Origin of the sequence: Saccharothrix saharensis (assembly GCF_006716745.1) — a bacterium.
GTDB classification, from domain to species: domain Bacteria; phylum Actinomycetota; class Actinomycetes; order Mycobacteriales; family Pseudonocardiaceae; genus Actinosynnema; species Actinosynnema saharense.
This window is the reverse complement of sequence record NZ_VFPP01000001.1, coordinates 8,298,270-8,314,322: the sequence shown is the minus strand read 5'-3', so window position 1 is coordinate 8,314,322 and position 16,053 is coordinate 8,298,270. Positions and strand designations below refer to the sequence as shown.

The window sequence follows — 16,053 nt, the reverse complement described above, 5'->3', positions numbered from 1 at the left end:
ACCCTCAACGTGAAACGCCTTCATCTCCAGTCGAGTGAAGGGCGGTCGCGGTGAAGCGGATCGCGCTCCTGCTGGTGCTGGTGCTGACCCTGTCGACCACGTCGGCGTTCGCCGTGCCGAGCGCGCTGTGGTTCGACGGCTCCCCGATCACGGTCGCCGACGGCGCGTTCCGCGACCGGCACGGCCGCGAGGTGGTGCTGCGCGGGTTCAACGTCTCCGGCACGGCCAAGCTCGCCGAGCACCGGGGGCTGCCGTTCGCGAGCACGGCGGACGCGCGGTCGTCCGCGGCGGCGATGCGACGGCTGACCGGCGCGAACGCGGTGCGCTTCCTCGTCACGTGGGCGTGGGTCGAGCCGGAGCCCCGGCGCATCGACCACGGCTACCTCGACCGGGTGACCGAACAGGTCACCGCGTTCACCGACCAGGGCATCCGCGTCTACGTCGACTTCCACCAGGACCTGTACTCGCGGTACCTGTTCAACCGGGACAGCTGGTACACCGGCGACGGCGCGCCGGAGTGGGTCGTGCGCGCGGGCGGCTACCCGAAGGAGTCGTGCGGGATCTGCGTGCACTGGGGTCAGAACATGAAGAACAACAACGCCGTCACGGCCGCGGTGCACGACTTCTGGCACAACCGCGAGGTCACCACCGCCGCCGGGCCGGTCCGGATCCGCGACGAATTCCTGTGGCAGGCAGGTGAGGCCATGCGGCACCTGGAGGCGTCGCTGTCGACGGAGGCGTTCCGGCTCGTGCTCGGCGTCAACCCGCTCAACGAGCCCTACGCGGGCAGGTACGACGCCGGTCAGGACGGCGTCACCTGGGAACGCGACCTGCTCGTGCCGTTCTACCGGCAGTTCCGGCAGCGGATGGACGAGGCGGGGTGGGCCGAGAAGCCCGCGTTCGTCGAGCCGCTGGTGTTCTGGAACCAGAACGTGGAGTTCTTCGCGGAACCGGGTGGGTTCCCGGCGGTGCCGCCGCTCGGCGAGCGCTTCGTGTTCAACTCGCACTTCTACGACGGCAAGGCGCAGTCGGGGCTGCTCAAGCCCGGCAAGGCGGGTGACGGCGAGTACGCGGTGGACTTCGGCCGCATCCGGGACCGCGCGAACGCGCACGGCACGGCCGCGATCGTGTCGGAGTTCGGGCACCCGGTCGCGGGCTTCACCTCGGACAAGAACCCGAGCGTGCTCAAGGCGATGTACCAGGCGCTGGACTCGCGGGTGCCCGGCGCGCGGTGGTGGGCGGGCGCGGCGGGGTCCGGCCCGGTGCTGTCGGGCAGCCAGTGGCACTGGGACGTCAACTACGGGCGGCACCACGAGCTGATGAACGACAACCCGGACAAGGTCCGCACCGAGGGTGACGCGATGAACGACGAGCACTTCTCCGCGGTGCGCGTCGACGACGCCGGCAACCCCGTGCTGACGGTGGAGAGCCGGGTGGTCGACCGGCTGTTCCCGCGAGCCGTGGCGGGCCGCACGGCCGCGTTCACCTACGAGGACCGCGCTCGCGACGGCGGTGCGGTGTTGTCGTGGAACCGGATCCCCGACACGATGCCCGCCGTGCGCGCTCTGGTCGGCACGGGCCGGTTCGGCGTTCTGGTGTGGCGTGGCAACGGGGTGGCCGCGCCGACGGAACTCCACCTGCCCTCGTCGTTCCCGCCCGCGTCGACCGCGGTGGTGAGCGATCTCGGTGCCATCACCGGACTTCCACCGTACACCGGCACCGAGCCGGTGGCCTTCGCGCCCGAGCCGGGTGTGCCCGGCGTGCACCGACTCCTGTTGTCCACGAGGGACTCCGGCGTGCACTTCGCCTTGGTGGCCGACGGCGCGGCGGCCGGGTCGGTGGCCGCCGCCCGCGCCGAGCTGACCGCGTGGGTCACCGCCGCGTTCGGCTGACCGTCACCGCCGCAGCACGTCGCGGACCAGGTCGCGGGCCCGGTCGAACAACGCGATCGGCGGGCCGAGCAGCATGGTCGCGCCGGGCGACTCGATGCCGGGGTGCGGGCGGGTGGGTGCGACGGCCTCCGCGGCCCGCACGGCCTTCGCCATCGCCTCGAGCCGGTCCCCGTCGTACTGCTCGCGCAGCCTGGGGAACTCGTCGCGCTCCTCGTGCTCGGCGTGGGCCAGCACGTCGTCGCGCAACTGCGCCAGCAGCGTGTCGAACCCCTCCGCCTCCACGCCGATCTTGTCCATGGTGACCAGGAGTTCCTTGGCCCGGCGCTCCTCGGCGACCCGCGCGTCCACGATCGCGTCGCCGCCCTCACCGCGCCGCGCGGCCGGGTGCACGATCTCCTCCTCCGCCGTCTCGTGCACCGCGAGCAACCGCACCAACCGGTGGAACGCGTCCACGCGCTCGCTGCCCTTGGCGGTCTCGACCTCGGTGAACAGCGCGCGGAGTTCACCGTGCTGGCGGACAAGCAGCTCGATTACGTCTTCCCGTTCGCTCATGGCTCCGGTTTACCCGTGCGCCGATCCGTGAAACGAGCGCTTGCCGGAACTGTTTTCGCCGGTCGACGGCCCGAACGGCGCTCGCGGCGCTGCTCGTCGGTGTCCTCGCGATGACCACGCTGACCGCTGCCGCGGCGGCCAGGACCGTTTGCCTCCCGGCCCGGTGGACGCAGACCGGTGAAGTGCCGCGGTCGGCCGACCGGAGTCGGGAATCGACGAATTCCGCGCTGCCGTGGGTGAACGCCCGGGCGCGAACCCGGTGTCCGAGCCCTCGCCGTACGACTTCGACCCGAACAGCGCCATCGAGCAGTTGGCACGGCTCTACGCGTGCTACGTCGGCGCCATGCGGTTCACGCCGGAGGCCGGGCTGCCGGCCCGGCACCGGATCACCCGGGTCATTCACGCGGACCCGGGGCGGTGGAACCCGGAGACCTGGACCACCGGTGGGTCGGTCGACGGGCGGGTCGGCACCATCGACCTCGCGCCCGGCGCGGCGCTGCCGGGGTCTTGGCGCCTCGCGCTGAGCCGACCCCCGTGCCGCGCAAGGGGTTCCGCCGATGGTTGCGCTGTCCGGCCGACACCGCCGCGGACGGGGCCGGGTTACCGTTTGATCGATCCAGCAGGACATCCTCGCAACGGAGCGATCATGCCCGAGTTACGCGCGTCGCTGGCCGCCCTGGCGCTCGCGACCGCCCTGCCGCTGGTCGCAGCGCCGTCGGCGGTCGCCGAGCCCTCGATGGTCGTCGTGGAACTGGGCCGCCTGGCCGGCCAACCCGACCACTACGTCACCGGCATCAACGACCTCGGCCAGGTGGTCGGCAGCGCCCAGGGCAACGGGTTGCCGACGCGCGCCGTGCTCTGGTCGCCGGCCGGCGGCGCGACCGACCTGGGGCCTGGCCTGGCGGTGGGCATCAACCGACGCGGGCAGGTGCTCGGGCTGGAGACCCGCGCGGCCACCGCGCCGTACCAGCACAAGCCCTGGCTCTGGTCCGGCGGCGTGCGGACCACCGTCATGTCGACCTACGCCGCGTGGGCGACCGCGGCGGCGGTCAACGACAACGGCGCGGTGGCGGTGACCTACTCGACGTCCTTCATGCGCACGCAGCACAACCGCGCGGCGGTCTGGCAGGCCGGCCGGCACACCGAGCTGTCGCTGTCCGGGCCGGACGTGTGGGTGTACGCGATCAACGACGCGGGCGCGGTGGCCGGCATGTACGCGAACTCGGCCACCCAGGACTTCGCCGCCGTGCGGTGCGTCAACGGCGCGTGCACGCGGCTGGGCGGCTCATCGGGCTACGGTCCGTACATCCCCGAGGCGATCAACGAGGCCGGCGTCGTCGTGGGCAACCGCGCCACGGTCGCGCTGCGCTGGGAGGGCACCGAGGCGACCGTGCTGTCGGAGAACGGCCGCGTCGCGCACGGCGAGCAGGCGCTGAACGAGCGCGGTGACGCGGTCGGGTGGTCCGCCACCGAGGACGGCTCGCGTCACGCGGTGCTGTGGCCCGCCGGCGGCAAACCGGTCGACCTGGGCGTCCCCGCGCCGTCCGAGGCGGTGGCGATCAACGAGCGCGGCGACGTCGTCGGGTGGACCGCGGCCAACGACCTGGGTTCACCCCGCGCGTTCCTCTGGCGCGACGGTCGGCTCACCTACCTCGACCCGCCGACCGGCCACTCCAGCTCGCCGGTCGCGATCAACAACCACGGGGTCGTCGTCGGCCACACCACGGGCACGGACAGCTCCAACCGGCCCGTGATCTGGACGCCCGCGCCCACCGATCACGACGAGTGGGCGTTGCGGTAGAGGCGGACCGCGTTGCGCATCGCCATGGTCACGGTCATCGAGCCCACCCTGGGCACGAAGACCGAGGCGCGGTCGAGCACGTCGTCGGCGAAGTTCTTCATGGTGGAGAAGTTCAGGCACACCGCGCCGGGCTTCACCTCCTCCGCCCGCACCAGCGGGAAGTCGCGGGACGGCACGCCGGTGACGACCACGTCCGCCTCGGCCAGGGCGGTGGCGCGGTCGACGTGCACCGCGTCCACGTGGTGGCCCTGGATGCCGGGCGCGTGCCGGTACACCAGGGAACCGGAGACGTCGAACGACGTGACCTCGGCGCCGTCGTTGGCGAGCATGGCGGCCAGCGGGCGGCCGACGATCTCGCTGCGGTTGAACACGCAGGCCTTCACCGACGCCAGCGGGGTGTCCCCCTCGCCCCGGAACGCGCCCGCCGCGCCCAGCAGCTTCATCACGGCCAGCGGCGTGCACGGCAGGACCGCGCGGCGCACGCCCTCGTCGTCGATGAACCGCCGGTTCTCGTAGAGGCACCGGCTCCAGAACGAGTGCAGGCCCTCCACGTCCTTGCGCGGGTCGACCAGCTCGCGCAACCAGCGGTCCCGCTCGGGGTCGCGGACCGGGTAGTAGACGAACACGCCGTGCACGTCGCCGTCCGCGCCGGCGTCGCGGACGGCGGTCTCCACGTCGTCGGCGCGGGGCGTGCGCAGGTCGAAGTCGATGCCGACCTCGGCGCACGCCCGCCGGGTGTACTCCGCGTAGGTCCGCGCGGGCCGGTCGCCGTCGACCAGGAAGCCGACCACGGTGAGGCGTTCCGGGATCGTTGCCAGGTCGGCGCGGATCTCGACGCGGATGGACTCGGCGAGGTCGGCCGGGTCGATCGTGCGGGCGGTCATCGGGATTCCTCCGGGGTCCTCGCCATCGGGGTCCTCGCCATCGGGGTGCTGTCGATGCGGGCGTGCGCGGCCACGGCGGCGCGCCGCACGGCGTCCAGTCGTGCGGTGAGCGGCGTGGCGTGGCCGCCGGGCTGCGCCACGTCGGCCTCCGCGCCGCGCAGCGCGTTCAGCGGACCTTCGGTGGCCGCCACCGACGCCGCCTCCACCGCCACCTGCCGCCGCACGCGCTCCTCGTCGGTGGACCGCGGCAGCCGCCGTGCCCGCGGGTAGTCCCCGAACAGCTCGACGTCGCGGTCCGCGGCTCCGCTCAGGCGGTCGAGCGGGGACCTGCCTGCCGTGATCGCGCCACCGACCGAGGGGTCACGCCGAGCGGTGATCTCCAACGCCATCAGCACCGACGCGCAACGGAACACCGCCGCCACCGACCCGCCACCGGGCGTCGGGCCCGCGCTCGCCGTCCGCGCGCGCAGGTCGGCCGCGGTCACGTCCCACAGGCTCTCCGTCACGCGAAGATCTTCGCGTGACGGGGCCCCGGCTGCCACCGCGCGCGGTCCCGCCTGCCCCGGAGGGCGGGCGGGACCGGGTCGGGCCGGCGCCGATCAGCAGGCGGGCGCCCCCACCGGGCCGTGACCGGCCCAGTCGTACCAGCCGTTCGTGCTGGTCCACGTCTTGCGGATGAGGTCGGCGGCGCTGTTGCGGGTGAACACGTCGATGCGCTGCCCGCTCATGGACACGGCGGTCGGGCCGGTGAGGATGTAGCCGCCGAAGTCGCTGGTGGGGTAGGTCGTCCAGTCCGCGCCGTTGGGGCTGTAGCGGTGGACGAAGCTGTTGTCGTGGTCGCGGAGGAAGATGTCGACGCTGTCACCGCCGCGGGTGGAGGCGGCGGGGCGGCCGGTGAAGTTGCCGCCGCGGTCGGCCCAGCTGTACCAGCCGGCGTCGCGCGTCCACATCAACGACAGCAGGCTGCCGTCGGTGGCGCGGGCGAAGACGTTCATCCGGGTGCCGTCGGCGTTGGCCACGGCCGCCGGCGCGCCGGACGCGGTGACGGTCGAGGCGTTCAGGCCGATGTCGGACCAGTTCGTGGTCCACCCCCGCACGGTGTCGTAGTGCCGGTACACGATCTTGTTCGCGCCGTTCTTGGCGAACACGTCGATGCCGGTCGCGTGCCGGCTGGTGACCGCGGGCGACGACGTGACGGCGTACTCCCCCATGTCGGCCCACTGGTACCACCCGTACGTGGACGTCCAGGTGATCTTCTTCAACCGGTTGTCGATGCCCTGCGCGAACACGTCGATCCGACCGCTCGTGTGGATCGCCGCCGGATCGCCCTTGACCTTCGCGTTGTACGGCAGCGTCGCCCAACAACTCCACACGCCGTCGTTCATGTTGCGGTGCTTCAGGTGGCCGTCCGAGGTGGTGGCGAAGACGTCCAGGTCGCCGTTGGCCCGGGAGAGGGTCGACAAGCCGGGCAGCGCGGTCGTCTGGCCGTCGTCCTCGACGACGTTGTCGTAGCGGTAGGGCAGGTAGGTGCCGCTGTAGTAGGGGTACGGGATCTTCCGGTGGACGGCCCGGGGCGGTGTCTGCTCGTAGACGTAGTACTCGGTGCGCGCGGTGTCGGCCCACTTCTCGAAGATCGCCACGTGGTTGTCGTAGCTGAGCAGGATGTCGCCCGCTTTGAGGTCGTCCTTGTCGATGCGGTGCGCCACCTGGTCCAGGCTGCGGGTGGTCAGCGACTCGCCGAGCCGCCACGCCATCGACACGAAGCCGGAGCAGTCGGTGCGGTAGCCGCCGTAGTGGTCGCTCTGGCTGTACGGCACCGCGGCGGTCACCCACGTGCGGGCTCGGGCGATGATCTCCGACCTCGTCACGGCCGGGGTGGCGACCTCGGCGGCGACGGTCGCGCCGGACGCGTCGGTCGACGTGACGGCGGTGGTCGGCGTGCCGGAGCCGGCCCGGTAGCCGACGACCGGGGTGCGCTGCCCCTCGCCGCCGGTGGCGCCGGCCGACGGCGCGGCGGTGGCGACGCCGCCGCCGAGCACCGCCGCGGCGAGCGCCGTCGAGAGCAGCAACCGGGCCGCTCGCTGGTGGAGTCTCATCCTCGTGCCCTTCCGTCGTGGCTGGTCCGACCACGAGCGTGGAGCCGCGGGAGGACGGCGACGTAGGTGGCAGATCGGCCATTGGCCGCCACTGGACACGCCCGTACGCTGGGGCTCCGGTTTTGGGGAGAACCCGGGGGTGGGACATGTTGGAAGGGCTGCTGTCCATGGGCGCGGGGGCGCTGTACGACTCGTTGGTGCGTGGCGGGCCGATCGCCGTGGACGACCCGCGGGCCGAGAGCGCGGACATGGCCGAGCTGTTCGAGAAGGGATTCGTCCGCCGCGACTACCGCGGCGACCCGACCATCGCGCCGGTCGAGCCGGTGCGCGCGGTCGACCACGCGATCCTGGTCGCGCAGCAGCGGGTGCTCGACCAACAGCGGGCGATCGTGGCGGCACGGCACCAGCTCGACGCGCTGCAGGCCGCCTACCGGATGGCGAACTCGTCCGGCGACACGGCCGACATCGAGGTCGTCACCGACCCGCAGCGCATCGGTCAGATCTCGTTCGAGCTGTGCCTGTCCGCGCGGGAGGAGTTCGTGACGTTCTCCACCAGGCACTTCCGCAAGGCCCCGAGCGCGCAGACGGTGATGACGCTGCCCGCGGTCGTGGCCGAGCGGGGTGTGGTGCTGCGCAACGTGTGCGAACGGGCGGTGCTGGAGTTCGAGAGCTCCCGGGCCATGGTCGAGGGGAACCTCAAGGCGGGTTGGCAGATGCGGGCGGTGCCGGAGCTGCCGATGAAGATGGTGATCGCCGACCGGCACTCGGCGCTGGTGCCGCTGGACCCGACCGGCATGGAGGGCGCGTTGCTGGTCCGCACGCCGACCATCATCGCCGCGCTGCGGATGCTGTTCGAGCTGGTGTGGAGCCAGGCGGTGCCGGTCGGCGCGCAGGAGACCGGCTCGCGCAACGGGCTCACGCCGACCCAGGCCAAGGTGCTGGACCTGCTGGCCACGGGAATGACCGACGGCGCCATCGCCCGGCACATGAAGATCAGCGAGCGGACGGTCCGCCGCTACGTCTCGGGCCTGCTGGAGGCGTTGCAAGCCGACAACCGGGTGGCCGCGGTGTACGCGGCCACCCGGTTGGGGTGGTTGAACTGACCGGTCACGTGCCGGGGTTGGTCCAGCCGTAGTCGTCGTCGTCGCACTCCAGGTCGGGGACCGGGCACGGGGTCGGCGGGTCGGTCGGGTCGCCGGTGGCCGTCACGGCGGTGCTCGCGGCGGCGACGCCGAAGGCCGCGACCCCGAACGTCGCGGCGGCGAAGACCGCGGCGAGCACGGCGGCCACGATGCGCTTGGACATGTTCTCCTCCTGGTTGTTCCTGGTCCCCCGACCGGCGTTGACCGAATCCTGGCGGCCGGCGGCCCCCGGCGGCAGTGGCGGGTCCGGCCACCGTCCGCAATAGGTCAGCCGATCGGCGGTGGCCTGCTGCGGCCGTTGGCCGGAGCCGACCGCTGCGCGCGCCGCCGCACGTCCCTAGCGTCGGGCGCACCTGCTCGATGGCGGGAGGTGATGAGTGGAGTGCGAGCCGGGCGCTGAACCCCCGAGGCCCGTGCCGACCGGGTGGTGGCCCGAGCCGGACACGATCGCCTGGGTGGGCCGGGCACCCGATGACGAACCGGAGGACCACCCGGGGACCGGTCCGGACGACGAGGCGAATGACGGGGGCGAATGACGGGCGTGGACCCGGGGGCGCGCCGGGTCCACGCCCGTCACCCGGCGTCCGCCCGGCGCGCGGAGACCGCCACCGACCTCGCCACCAGGACGGCCACGCCGCCCAGCGACGCCACCGCCAGCAGCACCATGAACGTCGGGTACAGGTACGGCACCTGGAGCCACGCCACGTCACGGCCCCGGTAGAGGTAGCCGACCAGCCGGTGGACCGTGGCCAGGAGCAGCAGCGGCAGCACCAGCGGGACCAGGCGCGCCGACGACCGCCGCCGGTCGGCCCACCGCCGTGACCGGAGCACGCCCCGGACCGCCGCCGCCGCGACGACCGGGGCGAGGACCAGCAGCACCGCGTCGACGACCGCGGACGGGTCGCCGGCGGGCGCGAGCTGCCTGCCCTCGACCAGGGCGATGAGCCGTTCGCCGAGCTCCTGGGCGTCGCCGTGCCGCAAGCCGGTGTTGGCCATGACGGCGATCCCGTGGCCGGAGTCGGGCAGCAGCGCCTGGTAGGCCGTCGAGGTGAACAGGTCGCCGCCGTGGTCGATCAACCGCGCGCCGGACGGCGTGGCGCCGAGGAACCAGCCCAGGCCGTAGGACTCCGACACGGCGGACGGGGTGTGCGTCTCGGCGATGCTCCGCGGGGTGCTGACGGCCGTCCCGTCGGGTCCGCGACCCCCGTTGTTCTGCGCGATCAGCCACGCCGCCAGGTCGTGGGCCGAGGTGAGGACGCCACCGGAGCCGTTGCCGAACGCCGGCGGTTCGGGCAGCGCCACGGGCAGGCCGAGCACCTTGACGTGCCCGCGGGCGCTCGGTGGCAGGTCGCGCTCGGTGTCGGCGGTGCCGCTGTCGCGCATGCCGAGCGGTCCGAAGACGTACCGGCGCAGGTACTCGGCGAACGGCACGCCGCCCACGACCTCGACCAGGCGCGCGGCGACCTGGAAGTTCGGGTTGTGGTACTCCCAGCGCGTGCCGGGTTCGGCGGCCGGCTCGGAGTCGCGCATCGCCGCCACGGCCTCGGCCAGGGTGTGGACGGGCGGGCCGCTGAACGACCGGTGGGTGGTGTCCGACAGGCCCGAGGTCTGGTCGAGCAGCTGCCGCACGGTGATGTCGGCGGCACGCGGGCCGGCCATGGTGAACTCGGGCAGGTGCGCCCGGACCGGGTCGTCCAGCGCGATCCGCCCGTCCTCCACCAGCCGCATCACCGCCAACGCCGTGAACGACTTGCTCACCGACGCCGCGGCCATCACGGTGTGCGCGGACACGACGGCGCCGTCGGGGGTGTGGCCGTAACCGGCGGCGTGCACGACCCCGGTGCCGTGCGTGACGGCCACGGCCACGCCGGGCAGCGAGGTCTGCTCCCGGTACTGCTCCACGAGCGCGTCGATGGCGGCGGCGTCGACCGCGGCCGGCGCGGCGGTGGTCGGGGCGGTGGCGGTCGGGGCGAGGATCGTGACGGAGAGGATCAACGCGGGCAGGATGGAGGTGAGCACACCCGCAGTCTCGGAACGATCCGGTCCCGTGCCATCGGACCGTGGTCCGAGTTCCGTCGGGCGCCGGGCGGTTACCGTGCCGGCATGGCTCAGGCGAGGCTCGGTCCGGGAGGGCCGCTGGTGGTGGACGCGGCGGTCGCGGTCCTGGTCGCGGTGTGGACGGTCCTGCGCGCACCCGAGGTGGACGTGCCCGCCGTCGCCTCGGGCGTGGCGCTCGGTGCTCCGCTCGTGGTCCGCCGGCTCCGGCCGGTCGCCGCGCTGTGGGCGGTGCTGCCGGTGGGCGCGGCGGCCATCGTGGTCGGCACGGGCAACGAGTCGGTGCTGGCGGCCGTCGCGCTGGCGCTCTACCCGGTCGTGGTGGCCTCACCCCGCCCGGACGCCGCGGTGGCGTCGGTGGCGTGCGTGGTGGCGACCGGCGCGGCGGTGGCGACCGTGCCGGGCCTGCCGGTCGTCCCGCCCGGCGACGGGGAGTCGTTCGCGACGGCCCCCGCGTCGACCCTGCTGTTCAGCGCGGTGGTCATCGTCGGGACGTGGGCGGTCGCGGCGGCCGTGCGCACCCGCAGGCGGCACGACGCCGAGCTGGCCGAGTCGCGCACCGCGCGGGCGGTGGCCGAGGAGCGGTTGCGGATCGCCCGCGACATCCACGACGTGGTCGGGCACAACCTCAGCCTGATCGCGATGAAGGCCGCGGTCGCCACCCACGTGGCGGGCACGCGCCCGGACGAGCGGGAGGCGGCCCTGCGGAGCATCGAGCAGGTGAGCCGGTCGGCCCTGGCGGACGTCCGGACCGTGCTCGGCGGGGTGCGCGAGGCGTCCGCCGCCCCGGCCGGCGGGGTGGACCGGCTGGTGGAGGACGCGCGCTCGGCCGGTGTCACGGTGACCGCCGAGCAGGCCGACCTGACCGGGACGCCGGCGGCGGTGCGGGTCTCGGCCCACCGCATCGTGCAGGAGGCGCTGACGAACGTGCGGCGGCACAGCCACCCGCCGCGCTGCCACGTGACCACGGCCGTCGAGCCAGGCCGGCTCGTCGTGTCCGTCGTGGACGCGGGCACGACCGCGGCCGAGCCCGGCGGCGAGGGGCAAGGGCTGCTCGGCATGCGCGAGCGGGTCGCGCTGCACGGCGGCACGCTGCACGCGGGCCCGGAGCCGGGCGGCGGGTTCGCGGTCCGCGCCACGCTCCCGTTCGAGCCCGGGGGCCACCGTGACGGCTGAGCCGATCCGCGTGCTGCTCGCCGACGACGAGCCGATGTTCCTGGAGACCGTCCGGCTGCTGGTGGACGCCGACGCCGGGGTGGAGGTGGTCGCCCTGGCGCGGACCGGGCGGCAGGCGTGCGAGCTGGCCGAGCGGCACCGGCCGGACGTGGCGGTGGTGGACGTCCGCATGCCCGACCTGGACGGCGTCGCCGCCACCCGCCGCATCACCGCGCTGCCGAACGCCCCGAAGGTGCTCATCCTCACCACGTTCGACCTCGACGGCGTCGTGCACGAGACGTTGCGCGCCGGTGCGAGCGGGTTCCTGCTCAAGGACGTGCCGCCGGACCGCCTGCTGGACGCCATCAGGACGGTCGCGGCCGGGGAAGCGCTGCTCGCTCCCACCGTGACCCGCAGGCTCATCGCGGAGTTCATCCGCGCGCCCACCCCGAACCGCCCCCGACGATCACTCGACCGGGTCACCCCGCGGGAACGGGAGGTGCTCGCGCTGATCACCCGCGGCCTGTCCAACGCCGAGATCGAACAGGTTCTGCACCTGAGCCGCCACACGGTCAAGACGCACATCGGGCACCTCATGGCGAAGCTGGCCGCCCGCGACCGGGCCCAGCTGGTGATCGCGGGCTACGAGGCGGGTCTCGCCGGTCCGTGACGGTCAGTCCGGCGGACGACGCCCGGCCGCGCCCGGCACCAGCACCTGGCCGAGCCGGTTCCCGGTGAGGCGCAACGACATCGCCCGTCCGCGCAACCCCGGCGGCGTCGCCTCGGCCACCGCCGCGAGCCCCACCGCCGCCGGCGCCACGCTGCCTACAACGGGGCTCGGACGTGCGACAGCGGTGGTCGACGTGGTGTCGACCACCGCTTCCCCGGCGCGGTTCAGCCGCCCTGCGGGCCCGTCCACCCGGCCGGGACGTGGCCCACGCGCACGCGCTGGGGGTGGTCACCGACCGGCACCGAGACCAGCTTGCGCCCGGTGGCGAAGTCGATCGCGGTCACCTGGTCGGCCCCGCTCTCCGAGATCACGCAACTGCGCCCGTCACCGCTCACCGTGGCCCAGTAGGGCTTGGACGCGGGCACGAGCGCGCCTTCGCGCAGGGTCGCCCGGTCCACGACCACGGCGTAGTCGTCCATGGTCCCGGCGATGCACAGCCTGTCCCCCGCCGGGCTCATCGACATGCCGTGGTGGCGGGAGTCGTTGACCCAGGTGGTGCGGTCCTCGCTGGTGTCCGGGTTCTTCGGCAGCTCCTTCAGCCGGGTGACGCGGTCGGTGGCCACGTCGTACTCCAGGAAGCCGTTGAAGAACGACACCTGGAAGTACAGCTTCGACTCGTCGGGCGTGAACGCCACCGGCCGCACCGAGTCGGACAGGTCCGAGCGGCCGAACGCGTCCAGCCGCGGTCGCATGTCGATGACCTTCACCTGCTGGAACGTCGTGGTGTCCACGACCGTGATGCGGCGGTCGCCCTTGGTGAAGTCGAGCGCCGGGTCGTCCAGCGCGGTGTTGACCTCGCCGATGGACATGTTCCACAAATGGCGGCCGTCGTCGGTGAACACGTTCTCGTGCGGCTTGTCGCCCGTCTTGAAGGAGCCGACCTGGCGGCCGGTCCCGATGTCGAGCACGTGCACGGTGTTGGACGTGGAGGCGGACACCGCGACCCGCCGCCCGTCGGGCGAGACGGCCATGTGGTCGGAGCGGAAGCCCGACACCGGGAACCGCCAGTTGACCCGGCCCGTGGCCAGGTCGATCGAGACCACGTCGGCGAAGCTGGGCCGTGAGGCGACCACCGCGCGACCGTCGGGCGTGGTGTACATGTCGTCGACGAACTGGTCGTGACCCTCACCGGGGCCGGACCTGATGCCGAGGAAGAACGCGAGCCTGATCGGGTTGAGGTAGATCTCCCACAGCCGCTCCTGGCGGTCGGGGATGATGTTCACCCGGGCGATCTTCGCGAAGTCGCCGCTGGAGGCGATCACGTCGGCGGTGCCGTCCCAGTTGTTCCCGACGAACATCACCTGGCGCAGCGCCGCGCCGTCCGCCGGCGCGCCGTCCGCCGGCGCGGCGGTGGCGGGCGCGGCGGTGGCGGGCGCGGCGGTGGCGGGCGCGGCGGTGGCGGCCAGCACGCAGGTGGCCAGCGCACCGAGCAAGCGCGCGCGGCGGGGGGCGCGCCCGCGTGCCGTCGACCCGGATTTCTTGTCCACGAGAGCTCCAAACCGGATGCGGGGTTGTCACATCCGTGCAGGGTTCGAGTCGTCCACGGGAGGTCGCCGAACCCGTGGGCCCGCGGGTCCGGCCGGAGGTGTTACCGTTCAGTAGGTAATGGATACCGGCTCGCGGCGCGCCCGCGGTAGGGGCCGATGCCCAACGAGCCGCCCGCTCGTTATGCCACTGCCACAACGTCGCGGCGGGAGGTGGGCCGGTGGCGGCAGCGCACGGCCGCGGTCGCCTGCTCGGGCAGGTGCTCCGGGGGATGGCGACCGACCGGGGCGTGGTGGAGGAACTGGTCCGCGCCGCGCGCGAGCAGTCACCGGAGGTGGCCCGGCTGCCGGAGGTGGAGAACCGGCGGCACGTCGAGGTGCTGCTGGCGACCGGGCTCGACTTCCTCGAGCGGTCCGACGAGCCGGAGGCGCAGGACTTCGAGGCCGCCGAGGCGCTGGGCGCGGACCGGGCGGCGCAGGGCATCTCGATCGACGGCCTGCTGCGCGGCGTCCAGGCCGGTCGCACCAGGGCGATGAAGATCGCCATCGCGCGCAGCCGTGACGCGGGCGTGCCCGACGAGGTGCTGCTGGAGGGGATGGTCGACCTCGACCGCTACACCGGGGCGCTGGAACGGCACGTGATCAACGGCTACCACACGGCGGAGCTGGAGCTGTCCCGCACCGACCGCGACGCGCGGACCCACCTGCTGCGGCGGTTGTTGCTGCACGGTGATGGCGGGCCGCCGGAACGGGCGGAGCTGCGGCGCGCGGGCCTGTCGTCCGACGGGCGCTACCACTGCCTGGTGTCGGACGTGACGCAGCCGGGTGAGGCGCGGGCGTTGGAGCAACGCCTCCTGGCGTGCGGCGGCGTGTTCGGGTTGGTCGAGGGGCGGCTGACCGGGTTGTCGGCGCGCCGGCCGACGCCCGCGGACCTCGCGCCGGACGTGCTGCTGGTGGTGGCGCCGGCGACGGGGCTCACCGCCATGCGCGACGTGCACCCGTTGTGCGTGGCGGGCCTGCGGATCGCCGGGCGGGAGGGGCTGCGCGGCGTGCACGACCTCACCGACCTGGCGGGCGAGGTGGCCCTGGCCGCGCAACCGGTGCTCGCCGACCTGCTGCGCGGCACGCTGGCGGCCCTGGACCACGCCGACGACTTCCACCGCGAACTGGTCGGCACCGCCCTGGTCTACCTCGACCACGGGCAACGCCTGGGCCACGCCGCCGCCGCGCTGCACGTGCACCCCAACACCGTGCGGTACCGGCTCGACCGGTTGGCCGAGATCACCGGCACGCCCTGGGACGACGTCGCCACCGACCCGTCGACCGTGCTGGGCACCCTGCGCCACTGGTGGGCGCTGCGGGCCTGGCTCGACCAGCACCCCTGACCGCCGTATCGTCGCTAACAAGAAACCGTTGTCACCGATCGACGGGCGTGTTACCGTTGCTAACATGGACAACAGATCAGCGATCCTGGCGGCGGCCACCGAGCTGCTGGAGACCTCGCCGACCGGCGACATCTCCACGCGGGCCGTCGGGGAGCGGGCCGGCGTGCAGCAGCCGGTGATCTACCGCCTCTTCGGCGACAAGGACAGCCTGCTGGCCGCCGTCGTCGACCGCGGGTTCGCGGAGTACCTGGCGGCGAAGCGGTCCGCGACGCCGACCGACGACCCGGTGGCCGACCTGCGGCACGGCTGGGACGGGCACACGAGGTTCGCCCTGGACCACCCGAACGTCTACCGCCTGATGTACACGCCACGGCTGGCCTCGCCGCCGCGGGCCGTCCGCGAGGCGCGCGAGCTGCTGCGGGGCGTGCTCGAACGAGTCGCCCGGGCCGGCCGACTGGCGGTCGAACCCGACCACGCCGCCGACGTCGTGATGGCCGCCAACACCGGCGTCGCCCTGTCCCTGCTGAACCGCCCCGAGACCGACCGCGACCCGGAGCTCTCGGCCCGCATCCGGGACATCGTCCTGCCCGGCATCCTCACCCCCGACCCGGACGCCGGCCCCACCACCACCTCGCCAACCGTCGCCCAAGCCGCGACGACGCTGAGCGCACTGCTGCGCTCCAACCGACCGGAGTCGTTCAGCCGGGCGGAATTCGCCCTCCTGACCGAATGGCTGAACCACCTGGCCACCACCACCCCCTGACCCACACTGCCCACCCACCCACCCACTCACCCACCGCACCGCCCACCCGGCACCCCCGCGCCGCACTGCCCATCACCGCACGACGACCTCCGCCGCCGCACACGTCGCACAGCG

15 protein-coding genes and 1 pseudogene are annotated in these 16,053 nt (G+C 73.5%); 8 read left to right on the top strand and 8 right to left on the bottom strand.

The window, feature by feature from the left end:
- The first annotated feature begins 50 nt into the window (after window positions 1-50).
- Complete coding sequence (locus FHX81_RS37735; RefSeq protein WP_141983233.1) at window positions 51-1,892, top strand: cellulase family glycosylhydrolase; 1,842 nt, start codon at window positions 51-53, stop codon at window positions 1,890-1,892.
- Between the two features lie 3 nt (window positions 1,893-1,895).
- On the opposite strand, the gene FHX81_RS37730 is transcribed toward FHX81_RS37735, so the two are convergent.
- On the bottom strand, window positions 1,896-2,444 hold the full coding sequence (locus FHX81_RS37730) for a hemerythrin domain-containing protein (RefSeq protein ID WP_141983232.1): 549 nt from the start codon (window positions 2,442-2,444) through the stop codon (window positions 1,896-1,898).
- A gap of 232 nt (window positions 2,445-2,676) precedes the next feature.
- Here FHX81_RS37730 and FHX81_RS43115 point away from each other — a divergent pair.
- Together FHX81_RS43115 and FHX81_RS37725 are read left to right on the top strand one after the other, a co-directional pair.
- Window positions 2,677-2,952, top strand: a pseudogene (locus FHX81_RS43115) (DUF6055 domain-containing protein); the annotation flags it as partial.
- Between the two features lie 138 nt (window positions 2,953-3,090).
- Window positions 3,091-4,245 carry a hypothetical protein gene (locus FHX81_RS37725; RefSeq protein WP_141983231.1) on the top strand — a complete coding sequence of 385 codons (1,155 nt, stop codon included), beginning with the start codon at window positions 3,091-3,093 and terminating at the stop codon, window positions 4,243-4,245.
- On the opposite strand, the gene FHX81_RS37720 is transcribed toward FHX81_RS37725, so the two are convergent.
- From FHX81_RS37720 to FHX81_RS37710, 3 genes are all read right to left on the bottom strand, one after another.
- The gene (locus FHX81_RS37720) at window positions 4,221-5,129 is read right to left on the bottom strand and encodes a bifunctional methylenetetrahydrofolate dehydrogenase/methenyltetrahydrofolate cyclohydrolase (RefSeq protein ID WP_141983230.1); all 909 of its coding nucleotides are present in this window, start codon (window positions 5,127-5,129) and stop codon (window positions 4,221-4,223) included. The genes FHX81_RS37725 and FHX81_RS37720 overlap by 25 nt on opposite strands.
- Window positions 5,126-5,635, bottom strand: coding sequence for a cyclodeaminase/cyclohydrolase family protein (locus tag FHX81_RS37715; RefSeq protein WP_170232313.1), 510 nt, complete (start codon window positions 5,633-5,635; stop codon window positions 5,126-5,128). Before FHX81_RS37715 ends, FHX81_RS37720 begins: the two co-directional genes overlap by 4 nt.
- Before the next feature lie 93 nt (window positions 5,636-5,728).
- Entirely contained in the window at window positions 5,729-7,225 is a 1,497-nt protein-coding gene (locus tag FHX81_RS37710; protein ID WP_141983228.1) for a DUF8189 domain-containing protein, read from the bottom strand.
- A gap of 146 nt (window positions 7,226-7,371) precedes the next feature.
- On the opposite strand from FHX81_RS37710, the gene FHX81_RS37705 reads away from it, so the two are divergent.
- A complete protein-coding gene (locus FHX81_RS37705; protein ID WP_141983227.1) occupies window positions 7,372-8,328 on the top strand; it encodes a LuxR C-terminal-related transcriptional regulator in 957 nt (318 codons plus the stop codon).
- 4 nt (window positions 8,329-8,332) lie between these two features.
- Here FHX81_RS37705 and FHX81_RS37700 read toward each other — a convergent pair whose 3' ends face one another.
- A complete protein-coding gene (locus tag FHX81_RS37700; protein ID WP_141983226.1) occupies window positions 8,333-8,530 on the bottom strand; it encodes a hypothetical protein in 198 nt (65 codons plus the stop codon).
- Window positions 8,531-8,940: 410 nt separating this feature from the next.
- On the bottom strand, window positions 8,941-10,386 hold the full coding sequence (locus FHX81_RS37695; RefSeq protein WP_246108166.1) for a serine hydrolase domain-containing protein: 1,446 nt from the start codon (window positions 10,384-10,386) through the stop codon (window positions 8,941-8,943).
- Window positions 10,387-10,470: 84 nt separating this feature from the next.
- On the opposite strand from FHX81_RS37695, the gene FHX81_RS37690 reads away from it, so the two are divergent.
- Complete coding sequence (locus FHX81_RS37690; RefSeq protein ID WP_141983225.1) at window positions 10,471-11,598, top strand: sensor histidine kinase; 1,128 nt, start codon at window positions 10,471-10,473, stop codon at window positions 11,596-11,598.
- Between the two features lie 34 nt (window positions 11,599-11,632).
- Window positions 11,633-12,247, top strand: coding sequence for a response regulator (locus FHX81_RS37685; protein ID WP_246108345.1), 615 nt, complete (start codon window positions 11,633-11,635; stop codon window positions 12,245-12,247).
- 3 nt (window positions 12,248-12,250) lie between these two features.
- Here the strand turns inward: FHX81_RS37685 and FHX81_RS40990 are convergent, their stop codons facing one another.
- The gene (locus tag FHX81_RS40990; RefSeq protein ID WP_170231862.1) at window positions 12,251-12,397 is read right to left on the bottom strand and encodes a hypothetical protein; all 147 of its coding nucleotides are present in this window, start codon (window positions 12,395-12,397) and stop codon (window positions 12,251-12,253) included.
- Window positions 12,398-12,471: 74 nt separating this feature from the next.
- Window positions 12,472-13,716 carry a YncE family protein gene (locus FHX81_RS37680; RefSeq protein WP_425473904.1) on the bottom strand — a complete coding sequence of 415 codons (1,245 nt, stop codon included), beginning with the start codon at window positions 13,714-13,716 and terminating at the stop codon, window positions 12,472-12,474.
- Window positions 13,717-14,012: 296 nt separating this feature from the next.
- On the opposite strand from FHX81_RS37680, the gene FHX81_RS37675 reads away from it, so the two are divergent.
- Both FHX81_RS37675 and FHX81_RS37670 read left to right on the top strand, forming a co-directional pair.
- On the top strand, window positions 14,013-15,176 hold the full coding sequence (locus tag FHX81_RS37675) for an RsbRD N-terminal domain-containing protein (protein WP_246108165.1): 1,164 nt from the start codon (window positions 14,013-14,015) through the stop codon (window positions 15,174-15,176).
- A gap of 64 nt (window positions 15,177-15,240) precedes the next feature.
- Window positions 15,241-15,939, top strand: a complete 699-nt coding sequence (locus tag FHX81_RS37670) for a TetR/AcrR family transcriptional regulator (protein ID WP_141983223.1) — start codon at window positions 15,241-15,243, stop codon at window positions 15,937-15,939.
- Window positions 15,940-16,053 lie beyond the last annotated feature (114 nt).